This window comes from Pantoea sp. GW821-FHT03E06 (assembly GCF_059420725.1).
This window is the reverse complement of sequence record NZ_JBWKUG010000001.1, coordinates 2798236-2814063: the sequence shown is the minus strand read 5'-3', so window position 1 is coordinate 2814063 and position 15828 is coordinate 2798236. Positions and strand designations below refer to the sequence as shown.

Genomic DNA, 15828 nt, shown 5'->3' with positions numbered 1-15828 from the left:
TGTTGTCCACGGAAATTAACATTTCTGCATTTAGGCTATCGATTGAACAATATGTGCGAAAATAGGCAAATAATGCGCTAACTCTTATGGGTTAATTTAACCCTGATAATTAACTTTACAGAAAATAAGGGTGGGCGCTGGAGAGTAGACAAAAAAATGCCGGACAATCATGTCCGGCGGGAAATTAGGGTAAATCAAATCATTCGGGGTGAATGAAGGTAATAATGAAATAAATGATGATAGCGGGATAATTGTATGCTCTGGCTGAAAATGATTTTTGTCATTCAGTGCGAAAATGTAATTCATGTAATTTATTGATTTTAATTGATTAAAATGTTTGTTGTCATTAAGTGCTATATTTTTTACCTATCTGTGCTGGTTATTAGTTCCGCTGAATTTACATCCTGAAATAACTAATAAATACACTGAAACACTTTTGGAAATTTAGTAGCATTTTCGTGATAGATTATTGCCCAACATAAAATAACAATGGCTTGCCGGCTGAATTTTTAATCGTTCAGTTCGCAGTGGCATAAATAAAGGCACATTAAAGAGGGTAATAAAATGAAACGTCGCGTTCTCTCCCTGATGATTCCTGCATTGCTGGTAGCAGGTTCAGCAAGCGCAGCTGAAATTTACAATAAAGATGGCAACAAATTAGATCTCTACGGCAAAGTTGACGGTCTGCACTATTTCTCCGACAACTCTGGCTCAGACGGTGACCAGTCTTACCTGCGTTTTGGCTTCAAAGGTGAAACTCAGGTGACCGATCAGCTGACCGGTTACGGCCAGTGGGAATACCAGGCTGCATTGAACACTGCAGAAAGCGAAGGTACCGCTAACAGCTTCACCCGTGTCGGCTTTGCGGGTCTGAAATTTGGTGATGCAGGTTCATTCGATTATGGCCGTAACTACGGCGTGATGTACGACCTGGGCGCCTGGACTGACGTACTGCCAGAGTTCGGCGGCGATACCTACGGTGCGGACAATTTCCTGTTCCAGCGTAGCAACGGTCTTGCCACCTATCGTAATACCAACTTCTTCGGTTTGGTGGATGGCTGGAACTTCGCGGTTCAGTATCAAGGCAAAAACGACAACCCTACCGAATCCTCATCCGGCCGTGATGTGCTGGGCGAAAATGGCGACGGCTACGGTCTGAGCACCACCTATGATCTGGGTTCCGGTTTCGGTATCGGTGCGGCAATGTTCCAGTCTGACCGCACCAATAATCAGAATGGCAATGCGCCAGGTATTCTGGGCCGTGGTGATAAAGCCGAAGCTTATAGCGGCGCGCTGAAGTATGACGCCAACAACATCTACCTGGCCGCGATGTACAGCCGTTCGTACAATGCCACGCGCTTTGGTTCAAGCAGCGCAACCGCTTACGGTTACGCGAATACCGCGGATAACTGGGAATTGGTGGCGCAGTACCAGTTCGACTTCGGCCTGCGTCCTTCACTGGCCTTCGTGTCTTCTCGCGGTTCCGATATCGAAGGGTACGGCAGCCAGAACCTGAAAAAATATGTTGATGTGGGCGCGACCTACTACTTCAACAAAAACATGTCGACCTATGTTGATTACCAAATCAACCTGCTGGATGACAATAACTTCACCGATGCCGCCGGTATCAATACCGATGACGTCGTAGCGGTAGGCCTGGTTTACCAGTTCTAATCGTGATGGAGCGTGACAGCGCGTCACGCTCCCGTTTTCAGCAGTGCGCTTAGCGCGCCTCGCAATATCTCAACTATCTGTTTTGCCTCTTCCCCAATCTGCACCTGTACAATGGCACCTTCAACCAGCAACACAATCTGCGCCGTTTTCATCTGCTGCTCGGGCGCCAGCTTTTCTTTGATTGCCTGCGCCATCTCGTGCTTATGCTGGCGAATCAGTTCGCTGGCTTCAGCTAAGCTGCTGCCTAATTCCGCCGCTGTGTTAATAAAGGCGCAGCCGCGAAAATCGGCATCGTTAAACCAACTCAGAAGTGCCGCGGGCAGGGCATCGTCCAGCGTAACGTGCTGATTCAGTGCAGCGCGAAATGCCGCCATCCAACGCTGATGGCGCTGCTGTAAAAACGCTAAAACCAGCATATTTTTTGCCGGAAAATGACGATAGAAAGTCACTTTCGTCACGCCGGCCTCCGCGATCACTCTATCCACACCCGTAGCGCGAATACCCTGCTGGTAAAACAATTGTTGTGCGCACAACAAGATGCGATCGCGGGCAGAGGCTGCGGCATCAAATATCAGAGGTTCAAGCATAACTAATCCTGTTCAAACATGTAGACAGAATTGTCTACATCCGGCAGGATGAATCAAGTAGACAGACCTGTCTACATGTTCAGGAGAGAAAATATGTTGGTGCCACCGTTTAATCAGGAAACGGCGTTAAAGAAAGTCCGCATGGCGGAAGATGCGTGGAACAGCTGCGACGCTCAGCGGGTTTCATTGGTTTACAGTGAAGATACGCGCTGGCGTAATCGCAGTGAATTCGTCAATGGACGTGCGGAAGTCGTGACATTTCTGCAACGTAAATGGGTAAAAGAGTTGGATTACCGGCTGATCAAAGAGCTGTGGGCGTGGCACAACGATAAGCTGGCGGTGCGATTTGCCTATGAATGGCATGATGACAGCGGCAACTGGTTCCGCAGCTATGGCAATGAGAACTGGCACTTTGGTGCCGATGGCTTGATGATTCAGCGCTTCGCTTGTATCAATGATCTCCCCATCGCCGCAGAGGATCGTCTGTTCCACTGGCCTGCTGGAACGCGCCCGGACGCGCATCCGGGCTTAAGTGAACTGGGGCTATGAAGAAGATTACTGCATCCCGCGCCATTTTTTTGCTTTAGGTGCCGGTTGTAGTGGCGGCGTGGTGGCCATACTGCCTTCCATTGCCACGCCCGCCAACGTAAAGGCCGAGAAACTCAGCCAATGCTGCCATTTACTGTTTTGCGTTTTGCTCTTTTCCATTCTGCACCTCGCTGATGTTCAACTCATCCTCAACGATGCAGAATTCATGCCAGACCACCGCTCGCAGCGCCACGCGCAGCGTCAGCACTTTGCTACACTGCGCCGGCGCTGAAGCGGTGCAGAAGGGGGATTTTCTGGTGCAAAAATTTAACGTCTGCGTGAAGGATAATGTTGAATCAGACGGTGGCGATAGCGTTCCCAGCATCTGTAGCTGCCGAAAATAAACAGTCCAGTGGTCACTGCAATAATGAAATAAACCATCTTAGCTCCTGTAGGTAAAAACGGTGCAGGAACGCGTTATCCTGTCTTAGGGTTCAGCGAACATCAAGCAGCTTTAGATGGATTTACAAGCGATTTATGCTTTGTAACCGGCTGTAGCAACAGTTAATAGATGAGGAAGAGATGCATTTTCAGAATATTCTGCTGATAGGGCTGGTGGCTTTTGCCCTGAGCGGTTGTGAAAAAAATGATAGCCAGCCAGCAATGGTGCTGGAAGGTAAAACCATGGGCACGGTCTGGCGCGTCAGCGTAGCGGGCGTGGCGTCATCACGTCATGCTGCATTGCAGCAATTGATTCAGCAGCAGTTGGATCGCGATGACGGAGAATTATCGACGTGGAAACACGATTCGGTCTTGTCACGCTTCAATCAGTATCAGGGCAGCGCACCGCAGGCGGTAAGCAGCGATATGGCGGACATTGTCACCATGGCGCTGCGTATTGGCAAAATGACCGGAGGAGCAATGGACATCACCGTTGGTCCGCTGGTTAATTTGTGGGGTTTCGGCCCAACGAAGCAACCGGCGCACACGCCGACGGAGGCCGAAATCGCTGCGGCTAAAGCGCTCACCGGTTTGCAGCATCTGCACGTAATTCAGGGCGTTGAGGGACAATGGCTGCAGAAAGATCTGCCCGGCCTGTACGTGGATCTCTCCACCATGGGCGAGGGCTATGCCACCGATCATCTGGCACGTCTGATGGAGCAGCAGGGCATTACCAACTATCTGGTTTCGGTAGGGGGCGCGGTGCTGAGTCGTGGCGTTAACGCTAACCAGCAACCGTGGCGCGTGGCCATTCAGAAACCAACCGATCGTGAAAATGCGGTGGAAGCACGTGTCGATCTGCAGGGGCACGGCATCAGTACCTCAGGCAGCTATCGCAACTATTATGAACTGGACGGCAAACGCATTTCGCACGTCATCGATCCCGCAACAGGCAGGCCGATAGAGCACAAGCTGGTTTCAGCAACCGTGATAGCGACCACCGCACTGGAAGCGGACGGCTGGGATACTGGCTTAATGGTGCTTGGCAGCGAGCGCGCCCAGGCGCTGGCGCTTAAAGAGCATCTGGCAGTCTATTTGATTAGCAAACAGGGCGATGGCTTTACGCACTGGATGTCGCCACAGTTCAAATCCTTCCTGATCGATCAGAAATCGCAGTAGTAAAGGAGGCGTAAATGTTGGATTTATTTAGCGACGAAGCCCCGTGGCAAGAGCCGCTGGCCGAGGGTGCCGTGATTCTGCGGCGTCGTGCACGCGACAGTGCCGACGCGTTGCTGGCGGCGATTCACCACATTGCCGGGCAAAATCCGTTTGCTCATCGCATTACGCCTGGCGGCCATCGTATGTCGGTGGCGATGACAAACTGCGGCAATTTTGGCTGGTCAACCGATTCGCGCGGCTACCAATATACCGAACAGGATGCCAGCAGCGGGCATCTGTGGCCGCCGATGCCTGCGCTGTTCCGCGAACTGGCGCAGCAGACGGCAGAAGAAGCCGGTTTTGCCGCTTTCAATCCCGACGCCTGCTTGATTAACCGCTATGAGCCTGGTGCCAAATTGACGCTACACCAGGATAAAGATGAGAAGGATCTGCGCCAACCGATCGTCTCTGTTTCGCTGGGTTTGCCAGCGGTGTTTCAGTTCGGCGGCTTTGAGCGTGGTGACGCCACGCAACGCGTACTGCTGGAACATGGCGATATCGTGGTGTGGGGTGGCCCTTCACGCCTGCGTTATCACGGCATTCTGCCACTTAAACCGGGCATTCATCCGCAGGCGGGTGCTTTCCGCTACAACCTCACATTCCGCCGTGCGTTTTAGACTTTTATTTTTGTCGCGGCGCAATTTATTGCGCGATAAATCGCGCCGCTGTAAAGGTGCGATGAAAAGCGTTTTGCTAAGGGAAATACGGGATGAGAATTATTCTTGCTATCAGCGGGGGCGACATTAAACTGCAGGCTGCTTTATTGACCGCTGGAATTTTTTAATGGCATTGCTGCATGTAGTTTATCGCCAGTACCGCTGGCCTTTTATTGGTGTCATTCTTCTCACGCTGCTGAGTGCCGTGCTCGGTATCGGCCTGATTGCCTATATCAACAACGAACTGATCGTTGCGGTAAATACCTCGATTTCTGTCCTGCCGAGTTTCCTTGGCCAGCTGTTCTTGCTGATGGCGGTTACGCTTGGCTCACAGCTGGCGCTGACCATGCTCGGCCACCATTTTGTCTGGCGTCTGCGCGGCGAATTCATTAAACGTATTCTCGATACGCGCGTAGAGCGCATTGAACAGATTGGTAATGCTCAGCTGTTGGCCGGCCTCACCAGCGATGTACGCGCCATCACCATTGCCTTTGTGCGTTTACCGGAGCTGATTCAGGGCATCATTATTACCCTGGGGTCGGCTCTTTATCTCGCCTGGCTCTCGCCGAAGATGCTGCTGATCACCAGCCTGTGGCTGGTGGTAACGCTGGTTGGCGGCTGGCTGCTGGTGTCACGGGTTTATCAGCACATGGCTAAGCTGCGCGAGGTTGAAGATGAGCTGTACCGTGACTTCCAAACCATTATTGAAGGACGCAAAGAGCTGCAGCTCAACCGTGAACGCGCGCAGCTGATTTACGAAAGCGTGTATCAGGAAAATGCCAAAAGCTATCGCCATCACATTGTACGTGCCGATACCTTCCATCTTAGCGCGGTGAATTGGTCGAATATTATGATGCTGGGCGCCATTGGCATTGTGTTCTTTATGGCTAATGGCCTTGGCTGGGCCAACACCGCCGTCGCGGCAACCTATTCACTGACGCTGCTCTTCCTGCGCACGCCGCTGCTGGCGGCGGTTGGCGCCTTGCCGACGCTGCTGAGCGCACAGGTGGCGTTCCGTAAGCTCAATACTTTTGAACTGGCGCCGTATAATGAAGCGTTCAAAGCATTGCCTAACGTCAGCGACTGGCAAACGTTAGAGCTACGCGATGTCTGCTTCCATTATGGCGAGCGCGGCTTCCAGGTTGGACCCATTAACCTGACGCTGCGTCGCGGGGAATTGGTGTTTCTGATTGGCGGCAACGGCAGCGGAAAATCCACATTAGCCATGCTGCTCACCGGCCTTTATCAACCGCAATCGGGCAGTTTGTTACTTGATGGCAAGGTGGTTGACTGGCATAACCTCGAAGCCTATCGCAAACACTTCTCGGCGGTGTTCACCGATGTGCACCTGTTTGACCGGTTAATCGGCCATCAAGGTCAACCGGCTAATCCGGCGCTGGTGCAGCAGTGGCTGGAACGTTTAAAGATGCAGGATAAACTCAAGCTGGAAGGCAACAAGGTGCTGAATCTGCAGTTGTCGAAAGGACAGAGCAAGCGTCTGGCGCTGCTGCTGGCGGCCGCGGAGGAGCGTGATATTTTGCTGCTCGACGAATGGGCGGCGGATCAGGATCCGCATTTCCGGCGCATCTTCTACCGCGAGCTATTGCCGTGGTTACAAGCTTCAGGCAAAACGGTGTTCGCCATCAGCCACGACGATCACTACTTTATTCATGCCGATCGTCTGCTGGAGATGCGCGAAGGGCAGCTGAGCGAGTTGACTGGCAATGAACGCGACATGGCCACGCTGGATGCGGTGCAACGTACCGATACCGGGCATTGATGTTAGCCGGGAAAGCTTAGCGAAAACCCTTATTGGGCAAGGCGTTGCGCAGGGAGTAAAGTCACTCGCAGCAGAAATCCTCGTTTCTGCGTCCCTAAACATTTCTGTCGTCTTGTGTTGTCACCGGCTCAGGGGAATTTCTGAGCCGGTTTTTTATTTTGTCGGCAACGGATGGATAAGCAGCGTCGTAACGTGCGCTGCGTGGAGCCAGAAGCGCGCCTGTAAGCGGGTATTGCTGGCAAAAGCTGTAGAGAAATCATGCGTTAGCCGCAGCTGAGCGATGCCTTGCGTGATGTCCAGGCCTACGAGTTCCGCCTGCAGAAAATCCATTGGCTGGTGCAGCTGCGGCCACAGTGCTTTATACAAACTCTCTTTCAGCGAAAATAGCAGCGTAGCCGCCTGTGCAAAGGGCAAAGGTTGCGCCAATAGTCGCCGCTTTTCATGCTTGCTCATCAGCAAATCGGCCGTCTCCTCTGCGGTTTCCTCTGCCATCACCTGCTCCACATCCACTCCAAGACTCAGCGGCTCACGCGTTGCGGCTACCACCGCAATGTTATGCGTATGCGATAGTGATCCCTGCATGCCGGCTGGCCACAGCGGTGAACGATCGGGCGCATTGCGCAAGACAAAGCCTGGTAAACCGAGTTGCGCCACGCTTTGCTGAACCAGCCAGCGGCTCGCCAGATGTTCGGCTTTACGCTTTTTCACGGCACCTTGTAGCGATTCGGGCAGCGGCAAATGCCACGCCTGATGCAGATCGCTATGCCAATGATTTTGATCGAATTCACACCAGGCGATCGGCAAGCTATCCCGCGTAATACCGGCGGCGCGGATAAAGGCAGAAGAGGGCAGCGCAAGGGATGTTTGAGAGGGAAACATAAAAAATCACGGCTGACGGAAAACGTAGTTTTACCAGTCAGCCGGATGGAGAGCAAGCTAAAGGGGCTCGCTCACTTTTAGTTATTCGGGGGAATTGCCATACCTTTAATCTGCACCACAAAGTGCTGATGACCTTTGGTGATGCGCGCGCCCCGATCGCACCAGCGCGTGGCCAGACGGAAGAAGTCGTCGCTGCCGATATCGTAAGCCAGTTCCACTTTATTGATACCCGAGTGCAGCAGCTCTTCCGCATCCTGCAGGTTTTTTGCTTTGATGACCATAATGGTTTCCATCGAAAAAACAGGAGTCCTAAGAGTAAGAGAAGTCTGTGACATTTTTGTTTCAGTTTGATGAAGTGCTGTCACAATTCTCCAAAAATGTGATCTGGCTCGGCTCGGTTGCTTTCGGTAAGTTACTGATTTTTTTGATGAGAATGATGATTTTGTTGGCGTAATTCTGATTGTTTCGACGTGATATGAAGGGTGTTAGAAGGGGATGAGGCCGAGTGGTGAACTCACAAGGATAAAGGGTTACGTCATCATTTAGAAAACAGCTTTTGAAAGTGCTGGTTACGACCTGCCGCTCTGTGAAATTCAGGCAAAAAAAAGCAGCCATAAAGGCTGCTTTCTTCGGGATTTTGGTCGGCACGAGAGGATTTGAACCTCCGACCCCGGACACCCCATGACCGTGCGCTACCAGGCTGCGCTACGTGCCGAACGTGATGGAATATTACTGTTTCTTCGCACGATTGCAATATGAGCAGCATTTAACTGACTCATTATTAATCAGTTTGCGATGAATCGCTTCTCTTCAGTCAATACCTGTAACAGCAGCGCCAGCTGTGGCTTATGATCTTTCAGCCGTTTGCCGTGGATATCGTATGCGCTATAGCTGCCATTATTATTCAGCACTAACGTTACCGTCGGCGTGGTCACCACCAGCTTGCCGTCTTCGCTGCTGGCAACCCAATCATGGCTGCGTTGCGCGGCAAACAGATCTTCACCCTGCGAATAGTTGGACGGGTTAGTGCGCACATGCAGCAGACGCTGCATCAGCGTGGTCATGACGTCTTGCTGATCGGTTAAACGATCGATGGTTTGTGCGGGCGTATTCGGCCAGTGCACCACCAGCGGCACCTGTAGCGTGGCACGATTGCCTGGATTGTCATCGTTGCTATCCGGATTGACGGCACGTTGCGCGGTAATCACGACCACAGTATTTTTCAACAAATCACGCTGTTGTAGCGTTTGCAGCACGGCATTGATTTGCTCATCAACACCGCCAGCCTGACGTAGATAGCTGCGCTGACGCGCCTTCACGTTATCGCCGTTGATGGTGACACCGTTCAGGGCAATCCATGAGAACCACGGCGTACCGTTCGCTTTCTGACCGTTAAGCCAGTTTTGCCACTGCGTTACCGTGGTGCTGTTCGGCTGCGTGTCGGCCTGCGGTAGCGAATAATCCGCTAACAACGCCTGACGATAAAGCGGCTGGCTAAAGCCATCCGAAGAGAACAAGCCGAACTGATAACCTTGTGCATTCAAAGCATTCAGCAGAGCGGAGGGCATACGCGATGCCAGTACGCCATCCATGTAGCTGGAAGAGATGCCGTAGAACAGGCCAAACAGGCCTTTTTCCGGCTGCAACCCGGCGCTGTAATGCTGCGTAAAGCGCACATTTTCGCTAGCAAATTGATTGAGTGATGGCAGCGCTTTGTCCGGCGTGCCGTTATTCAGACCGTCAACGGTTAGCACCAGCAGGTTATGGCGCGTGCCAGCATCACGGAAAGTAATGTCGCTGAGCGGATACTGCACCGACAGCGCTTCCGGATCGCCCTGTTGCACCAGACGGCGCTGATACTCTTGCGCATCCAGCAAGCCGTGACGCTCAAGGAAGCGACGCGCGGTCATCGGATAGGAGAGCGGCAGATTGGCGCGCTGCATGGTAATGGGACGATAGAAATTGGCGTCGGCCCAGATATACAGCAAATGGCTGGCGAAGAAGGCGCTGATAAACAGAGCGGCCAGCGGCTTACCGAAAGAACGCCGATTGAGGCTGCGCAGCTTTTGCCAGCTCCAGGTGGCGAACAGCATCTCCACGAGAAAAATCAGCGGCACGCTGATAAACATCAGCTGCCAGTCGCGCGCCATCTCGCTTTGGTCGGGGTTGATCACCAACTCCCACACCACCGGATTAAGGTGCAGGTGGAAGCGGCTGAAGACCGCGCTGTCGACCATAATCAGCGTTAATCCGGCGGTAGCGATAATCGCCGATAGCACCCTAAGCAAGCGCTGTGACATCACCACAAAGGTGAGCGGGAAAATGATCAGCAGATAACCGGCGAAGACGATGAAGCTAAAGTGGCCGATCCAACTGGTATAGGCATAGATGCGGCCCGCAAGCGACGCGGGCCAGTCGGCAACCAACAGATAGCGGCTGCCTAAAATAAACGCGAAGATAATATTAAACAGGGCAAACCAATGCCCCCAGCCGATCATCTGGGAGACTTTTTCGCGGTAGCGCTGCCGGTTGGTTACCATATTACGAGGTCAAATCTGCATATTAATGAGCGTTGTCGTCGCGTACGGAAGACTGTAATGCTTCCGCGAAAGATCGTGCCAGGGTGCGGCGTTGAGCCGGTGAAACGCTGGTATTGATCAAATTAGTTACCATGTTACCCAATACCATAAGGGAAAGGTCGGTTGGCGCTTTATCTTTCTCAAGAATCTGCGCCATCTCTGCGAGGAGCTTTTCCACGCGTTCGTCACTGTAACGGGATGATTGTGGCATATCGTCGTCTAATCAAGGGTGAAAAGGCGGTATATTACCGTAACAACGCACTTTTTTCCGCAATTTTATCGCAAGCAGAGCGATCAGTTTGTGCTGGTAGTTGAAAGCAGCAGCGGGCGGTGTTTGAATACGCGCCTGAGCTAAAAGGAGAGTCTACCATGAGTCTGGATATCGACCAGATTGCCCTGCATCAGTTAGTTAAACGTGATGAAAACCAGCTGGAACTGGTACTGCGCGACACCTTACTGCCAGCTACCCGCGCGGTTGAAGAGATGGCGGAAGAGCTGCATCGGGTTTACAGCGCCAAAAGCAAAGCTTACGGCCTGTTTAACCAAGATAGCGAGCTGGCGGATGCGCTGCGTAACTGCCGCAAAGGGGAGGATGACTTTCTGGCATTTAGCCGTGCGGCCACCGGTCGCTTGCGCGATGAGCTGAGTAAATACCCCTTTGCGGAAGGTGGCGTGGTGCTGTTCCTGCACTATCGCTATCTCGCCGTGGAGTATTTGCTGGTCGCGGTATTAAACAGCCAGTCGAGCATGCGCGTGAACGAGCAGCTTGATATCAGCAGCACCCATTATCTCGATATCAACCATGCGGATATCGTGGCGCGTATCGACCTTACCGAATGGGAAACCAATCCGGAATCTACCCGCTATTTAACCTTCCTGCGCGGCCGCGTGGGGCGCAAAGTAGCCGATTTCTTTATGGATTTCCTTGGCGCGAGTGTAGGTCTGGATACCAAAGCGCAAAACCGCGGCTTGCTGCAAGCGGTGGATGATTATTGCGCGGAATCGGACCTCGATAAAAATGAGCGTCAGAATTACCGTCAGCAGGTTTACAGCTACTGCAATGAGCAGCTGCAGGCGGGCGAAGAGATTGCACTGGAAGACCTATCCAGTGAATTACCGCCGCTCGGCGAAAAAACTTTCCAGGCCTTCACCCAGGAACAAGGGTATGAGCTGGAAGAAACCTTCCCAGCCGATCGCAGCACGCTGCGCCAGTTGACCAAATTTGCGGGCAGCGGCGGTGGATTAACATTGAACTTTGACGCGATGTTACTTGGCGAACGTATTTTCTGGGACCCAACGACCGATACGCTGACGATCAAAGGTACGCCGCCGAATCTGCGCGATCAGTTGCAGCGTCGAACCAGCAGCAAATAAATGAAAAAGCCGGGCAGAGAGTTGCGTAGTGCCGCTCACTTAAGCAAAAAAGGCCTTTTTATGCAGGTGCGCATGAATGCGCACCCTACGAAAACCCGGCTATATCCTCGTAGGGTCACCATTCATGGTGACCGATTCACGCTTAACTGACGAGCATTAGGCAGAGAGTTGCCCGGCTTTTTTATATAAGACTTCCTGATCAGAAAGAATAGTTCAGCGAACCGTTGAGTGCGGTGTCGGTCTGATACTTTCCGCCTGCACTGTGCTTCGCCCCTACCTGCAATGACCAGTTATCGCTGATCGGCCCCTCAAATCCTACATGCAGGCGATAGCGGTTGTCGCTCCACGCGTTGTAGACGCGGCTGGCGTGGCTGTCTGCAAGCGTCAGCGTTGAGCCGCTGCTGCCCGGCGAATATTGCTTGCTGATATCAGCGAACATTGACACCTCTGGCAGCACAGAACCCAGACCACGCTTTCTCAGTGCAATGCCGGGTGATACCGACCACGGCGTGGCGCTGCTTAACGCGATATCGGCATCGTAACCCTGCAGCTGATAGCCCGGCAGATAGCCGACGCGGGTTTCCAGGTAAGGTGAGAAGGTGAAGGAATCATCGAACAGCGCGATTTCACGCCCTGCTTTTGCGCTTGCCGCCAGCATCTGGCTGGTGCGCTGCGTGCCTTGTACCTCCAGCGCCGGATCCAGCTTTAAATCCTGACGCAGGTGGATATAGCGTGCCGCCAGGTCGGTAAACCAGCCGCTATCTGCCAGCCAGGTGGCATAGGTGCCGAAAGTACTGAGCTGATTTTTAATCGAGCCCGCACCTTTCGCGCTACCCAAACCATGGCTGGCCATCAGGCCATACCGCCACGCGCCGTCCTGTTTATCTGCGCCCAGTTCAAACGCCTGCTGCTGAATGTTAACGCCCGCTACGCCGCCGTGGTTATAGCGATAACCGCCCCAGACGCCGTGCATCTGCGCATCGCCATGCAGCGTTTGCGCGCGATCGTTAAGTGAAGCGGTAATTTCACTGAACAGATACTGTCGTGACGCCAGCAGCGCGCGGGTGTTGTGCAGCAGGCCGTTATTATCGCTGATGATAAACCAGTCTTCCGGCTTACCCGGCTCGGGTGCGGGATCGATAACCGGTTCAGGTTTTGGATCCGGAGTCGGGTCGACCACTGGATCCGGCGTCGGCACCGGAACGGGATCAATCACCGGCACCGGCGTTTTCGCGATGATCCACTTCACGCGGCCCGCGTCCTCAATGACCTGATAGTCCGGGGTGTAGAGGGAGAATCCCCGTCCGATCGGCGGCAGGGTGAAGTAGTCATGCGCGGTGCCGGCCGGCGCATCCAGCAATACGATCTGGTTCGGAACCTTATCCGGGAAGGTTTCGCCGAGCATAAAGCCGAGATCAAGCGTGTTGCCAGCGCCCTGCGCCGATTTATCAATGTACAGGCTGTCGCTGATGCCGGTTTGCGGGGCAATACCAAAACCCAGCTGCAGGTTGTTGGCATACAGATCTTCTACCCACAGCTGTTTAGGCTGCCAGGTTTTATCGTCTTCGGCGAGCGTCGAGATAATGCCGCCCTGCGGCGCGCTGAGGCGCTGCATGCGGCTGTCGCCCGTCAGGTTCCAGAAGGTTTCACCCGACATCGTAACCCGCGCGGCATTCCGGTCGGTGATGCGGCCACGTAAGTCGACCTTACCGAGATGAAGTTCAGCCTGGTCGCCCAGAGTGATATCGCCGTGTACCGTACTGGCGGGCAGGGCGCGTAACGCTGCTGCATCACGCGCTGCGGTTTCGCAGGAGGTTGCAGTGCTCTGTACCGGCGAAACGCAGCGTAAAATCTGGTGTTGATCGTCCGCTCCGGGCTGGTAACCCAGCAGCACCTGGCTGTTGTCACCGGCCTGAATGTTGGCTTTCACCTGCGCGTATTCGCCCACCTGCAGCCGCGTGTTACTGGCGGCGACGATGTTATCGGCAATAAAGGTTGAGGTGTACCAGTCGTCATCGATGATCAGGCCGCCGGCGTGCGGCACCGGCTGGCCGGAGAGCAGCAGCGTGCCGTTATTCACGTTAATGTTGCCGTTGATATTACTGCCGCCGGTCAGCGCCAGCCTGGCAGCAGACATTTCCGGTGAGAAATCAAAGTTAAACTGGCCGTTGACGCCGTCCGGATCGTAAGAGCCGATATAGCCGCGAAACACCATGTCATTAAACTGCATGGCGCGGTACTCTTTGGCTTCCGTTTCATCGTTACCAATGAATTTCCAATACTCATTGTCCGTTCTATCGGTAGGGAAGTACCAATAACTCTCTTTTTTTAACTGGAAATAATCGGTTCCACCTAAGCGTGAGTTCTGATAGGCGTAAATATCGCCAACCTTGCCAGTGTGCGTGCCACTCCAGACGTTGATATTGAAATCACTGGCAGCATAACCGGTCAGCGTCAGGCTGGAGGTGAGATCGCTGCTCTGGTTCAACAGCGTGGCGCCGCCGTCGGTATGATTAATCCGCTTCATCGTCAGGTCGTGGCCGTTCAGATCGAGCCTGCCGCCGCGATAGCCGAAGAAAATATCATCGCCTGCAACCTGGTTATCGCCATTGAGAACGACCGTCGGGCGGCCGCTGACGATCATCACTCGTGAGAAAGCCTGCTGATTGCCCTGATCGTCGGCCTGCTGATCGAGAATGACGGTGCCGTCGCCGACGTTGAGGCCGCCCTGGTTTTTGCCTTTGGCGTTGACGTGCAGCGTACCAGCGCCGATTTTATGCAGGTCATCATCGGCAAGGCCATTGACCTGCCACAGCACCTTTTTGTCCGCGTCGACTTCAATACCGCCGCCAACCCAGGTGGCAGTAGCGCCCTCCGCTGATTTCACGGTGTAGTTATTTGAGAACTGTAGCTTGCCAGCACCGAGATTAACGGCATCGCTCAGGATGATGTCACCGCCCGCGCCGTTGAAGCGGATATCTTTGCTGGCATCAAGCTCATCAAAACTGGCATTAACCGGAGCAAGATGACGATATTTTTCGTCCAGACCCTGCCAGCTCCACTGTTTATTGTTTTGCTCAATCGTGGATGCATTCCAGAAAAGATTTCCCGCACCAGCAGTGTCGGTAACGTCAGGGGAGGTATTAGCAGCAATAATGCTGGCGAAATAATTGTCTGGAATTAGTGTTGCAACAGCTTCATATCCATATCCGGTACTGCTTCTGTAGAATGCAGAAAATACAGCAGCAAGCTTCCACTGTTTATCGACAGAATCATAGACATAATAGGGGCTGCCGCTATCACCGGATATTGGAGCAATCGAAAGTGGGGATGAGAGTTCATGCCCGGGGGCATATTGCGTCCAGTAAAAATAATTTTTTGTAAAATGTACACCTTCAGGATTGATTGTTCCGCCTGACAGCCATTTATAAAATGATGCTACCGAAATAAGTTCTGTTTGTTCATCGTTAACCTGCCGTTGATAACCGGACCCAACGCGCACATAAGCGGTGTAGCGAGAATTATGTCCGTTTTTTAACTCGCTATTTTCTACATGGCTAACGGGAACGACATCCGTAACGACCTTATTCAAACGCGGAGTCATAAAGTCCTGGTCGATCGCATCAGGTATGGCATTACGTCTTATCGCTATATACGTAGGAGAAAATTCAGATTTTCCACCAAATGAGACGGCATCAACTCCACCCAGATGACGTGCGGTCATCACATAGGATGGCGATACCAATGCGGTGTAGCCCAAGCTAGAAACACTGCTCATATCTGGCATGGGAAAATTCAGATAAGCATCCAGCTCCCCTGTTTTCTTATAAACCGGAATATTGCTGACACCAATGCGGTATTTGCCCATATTTTCCGCAAAGTCGCGATAGTCCTGCACATTGGTGTCATGCCGCATAACGCCTGCAGAGGAAGACAGGCAGATAAACAGCGTGCCGTAAGAGATGATGATGGCTTTTTTCACATGAATTCCCTTTCTCATAATTCCCTAAAGTCACGAAGAAAGGCGTCATAGTTTCATGTAATCGCGCAAAACTTACGCAGAAACGTCTCAAAGAATTAAGCGGGCAGGAGGGGTAAGCGCGGGGGTTTTA

At 52.8% G+C, this 15828-nt stretch carries 13 protein-coding genes and 1 tRNA gene; 6 read left to right on the top strand and 8 right to left on the bottom strand.

Going from position 1 to position 15828, the window contains the following annotated elements:
* Positions 1 to 564 precede the first annotated feature (564 nt).
* Positions 565 to 1674, top strand: coding sequence for a porin OmpC (gene ompC / locus AC07WB_RS13145; RefSeq protein ID WP_345828927.1), 1110 nt, complete (start codon positions 565 to 567; stop codon positions 1672 to 1674).
* A 23-nt stretch (positions 1675 to 1697) separates the two neighbouring features.
* On the opposite strand, the gene AC07WB_RS13140 is transcribed toward ompC, so the two are convergent.
* Entirely contained in the window at positions 1698 to 2261 is a 564-nt protein-coding gene (locus AC07WB_RS13140) for a TetR/AcrR family transcriptional regulator (RefSeq protein ID WP_345828928.1), read from the bottom strand.
* Positions 2262 to 2354: 93 nt separating this feature from the next.
* On the opposite strand from AC07WB_RS13140, the gene AC07WB_RS13135 reads away from it, so the two are divergent.
* On the top strand, positions 2355 to 2810 hold the full coding sequence (locus AC07WB_RS13135) for a nuclear transport factor 2 family protein (RefSeq protein WP_097096614.1): 456 nt from the start codon (positions 2355 to 2357) through the stop codon (positions 2808 to 2810).
* A 6-nt stretch (positions 2811 to 2816) separates the two neighbouring features.
* Here the strand turns inward: AC07WB_RS13135 and AC07WB_RS13130 are convergent, their stop codons facing one another.
* Positions 2817 to 2969, bottom strand: a complete 153-nt coding sequence (locus tag AC07WB_RS13130) for a hypothetical protein (RefSeq protein WP_345828932.1) — start codon at positions 2967 to 2969, stop codon at positions 2817 to 2819.
* 402 nt (positions 2970 to 3371) lie between these two features.
* On the opposite strand from AC07WB_RS13130, the gene apbE reads away from it, so the two are divergent.
* The 3 genes from apbE (at position 3372) to AC07WB_RS13115 (ending at position 6884) form a co-directional block, all read left to right on the top strand.
* Positions 3372 to 4409, top strand: coding sequence for an FAD:protein FMN transferase ApbE (gene apbE, locus AC07WB_RS13125; RefSeq protein ID WP_494940644.1), 1038 nt, complete (start codon positions 3372 to 3374; stop codon positions 4407 to 4409).
* A gap of 14 nt (positions 4410 to 4423) precedes the next feature.
* Positions 4424 to 5065: a DNA oxidative demethylase AlkB gene (gene alkB, locus AC07WB_RS13120; protein WP_097096616.1), complete on the top strand. Its 642-nt coding sequence runs from the start codon at positions 4424 to 4426 to the stop codon at positions 5063 to 5065.
* A gap of 166 nt (positions 5066 to 5231) precedes the next feature.
* On the top strand, positions 5232 to 6884 hold the full coding sequence (locus AC07WB_RS13115) for a multidrug ABC transporter permease/ATP-binding protein (RefSeq protein WP_494940643.1): 1653 nt from the start codon (positions 5232 to 5234) through the stop codon (positions 6882 to 6884).
* Positions 6885 to 7037: 153 nt separating this feature from the next.
* On the opposite strand, the gene AC07WB_RS13110 is transcribed toward AC07WB_RS13115, so the two are convergent.
* The 5 genes from AC07WB_RS13110 to AC07WB_RS13090 form a co-directional block, all read right to left on the bottom strand.
* A complete protein-coding gene (locus AC07WB_RS13110) occupies positions 7038 to 7763 on the bottom strand; it encodes a 4'-phosphopantetheinyl transferase family protein (protein WP_494940642.1) in 726 nt (241 codons plus the stop codon).
* Positions 7764 to 7840: 77 nt separating this feature from the next.
* Positions 7841 to 8044: a hypothetical protein gene (locus AC07WB_RS13105; RefSeq protein WP_097096619.1), complete on the bottom strand. Its 204-nt coding sequence runs from the start codon at positions 8042 to 8044 to the stop codon at positions 7841 to 7843.
* A gap of 357 nt (positions 8045 to 8401) precedes the next feature.
* Positions 8402 to 8478 (bottom strand) — tRNA-Pro (locus AC07WB_RS13100).
* 70 nt (positions 8479 to 8548) lie between these two features.
* A complete protein-coding gene (gene yejM / locus AC07WB_RS13095) occupies positions 8549 to 10303 on the bottom strand; it encodes an LPS biosynthesis-modulating metalloenzyme YejM (protein ID WP_494940641.1) in 1755 nt (584 codons plus the stop codon).
* A gap of 22 nt (positions 10304 to 10325) precedes the next feature.
* The gene (locus AC07WB_RS13090) at positions 10326 to 10553 is read right to left on the bottom strand and encodes a YejL family protein (protein WP_007889427.1); all 228 of its coding nucleotides are present in this window, start codon (positions 10551 to 10553) and stop codon (positions 10326 to 10328) included.
* Between the two features lie 158 nt (positions 10554 to 10711).
* On the opposite strand from AC07WB_RS13090, the gene yejK reads away from it, so the two are divergent.
* Positions 10712 to 11716, top strand: a complete 1005-nt coding sequence (gene yejK, locus AC07WB_RS13085; protein ID WP_345828942.1) for a nucleoid-associated protein YejK — start codon at positions 10712 to 10714, stop codon at positions 11714 to 11716.
* A 199-nt stretch (positions 11717 to 11915) separates the two neighbouring features.
* Here the strand turns inward: yejK and AC07WB_RS13080 are convergent, their stop codons facing one another.
* The gene (locus tag AC07WB_RS13080; protein WP_494940640.1) at positions 11916 to 15698 is read right to left on the bottom strand and encodes a S6 family peptidase; all 3783 of its coding nucleotides are present in this window, start codon (positions 15696 to 15698) and stop codon (positions 11916 to 11918) included.
* Positions 15699 to 15828 lie beyond the last annotated feature (130 nt).

Excerpts from the sequence above, each read along its gene's own strand:
- ompC (WP_345828927.1), top strand. The coding sequence starts at position 565 with ATGAAACGTCGCGTTCTCTCCCTGATGATTCCTGCATTGCTGGTAGCA.
- AC07WB_RS13140 (WP_345828928.1), bottom strand. The coding sequence starts at position 2,261 with ATGCTTGAACCTCTGATATTTGATGCCGCAGCCTCTGCCCGCGATCGC.
- AC07WB_RS13135 (WP_097096614.1), top strand. The coding sequence starts at position 2,355 with ATGTTGGTGCCACCGTTTAATCAGGAAACGGCGTTAAAGAAAGTCCGC.
- AC07WB_RS13130 (WP_345828932.1), bottom strand. The coding sequence starts at position 2,969 with ATGGAAAAGAGCAAAACGCAAAACAGTAAATGGCAGCATTGGCTGAGT.
- apbE (WP_494940644.1), top strand. The coding sequence starts at position 3,372 with ATGCATTTTCAGAATATTCTGCTGATAGGGCTGGTGGCTTTTGCCCTG.
- alkB (WP_097096616.1), top strand. The coding sequence starts at position 4,424 with ATGTTGGATTTATTTAGCGACGAAGCCCCGTGGCAAGAGCCGCTGGCC.
- AC07WB_RS13115 (WP_494940643.1), top strand. The coding sequence starts at position 5,232 with ATGGCATTGCTGCATGTAGTTTATCGCCAGTACCGCTGGCCTTTTATT.
- AC07WB_RS13110 (WP_494940642.1), bottom strand. The coding sequence starts at position 7,763 with ATGTTTCCCTCTCAAACATCCCTTGCGCTGCCCTCTTCTGCCTTTATC.
- AC07WB_RS13105 (WP_097096619.1), bottom strand. The coding sequence starts at position 8,044 with ATGGTCATCAAAGCAAAAAACCTGCAGGATGCGGAAGAGCTGCTGCAC.
- yejM (WP_494940641.1), bottom strand. The coding sequence starts at position 10,303 with ATGGTAACCAACCGGCAGCGCTACCGCGAAAAAGTCTCCCAGATGATC.
- AC07WB_RS13090 (WP_007889427.1), bottom strand. The coding sequence starts at position 10,553 with ATGCCACAATCATCCCGTTACAGTGACGAACGCGTGGAAAAGCTCCTC.
- yejK (WP_345828942.1), top strand. The coding sequence starts at position 10,712 with ATGAGTCTGGATATCGACCAGATTGCCCTGCATCAGTTAGTTAAACGT.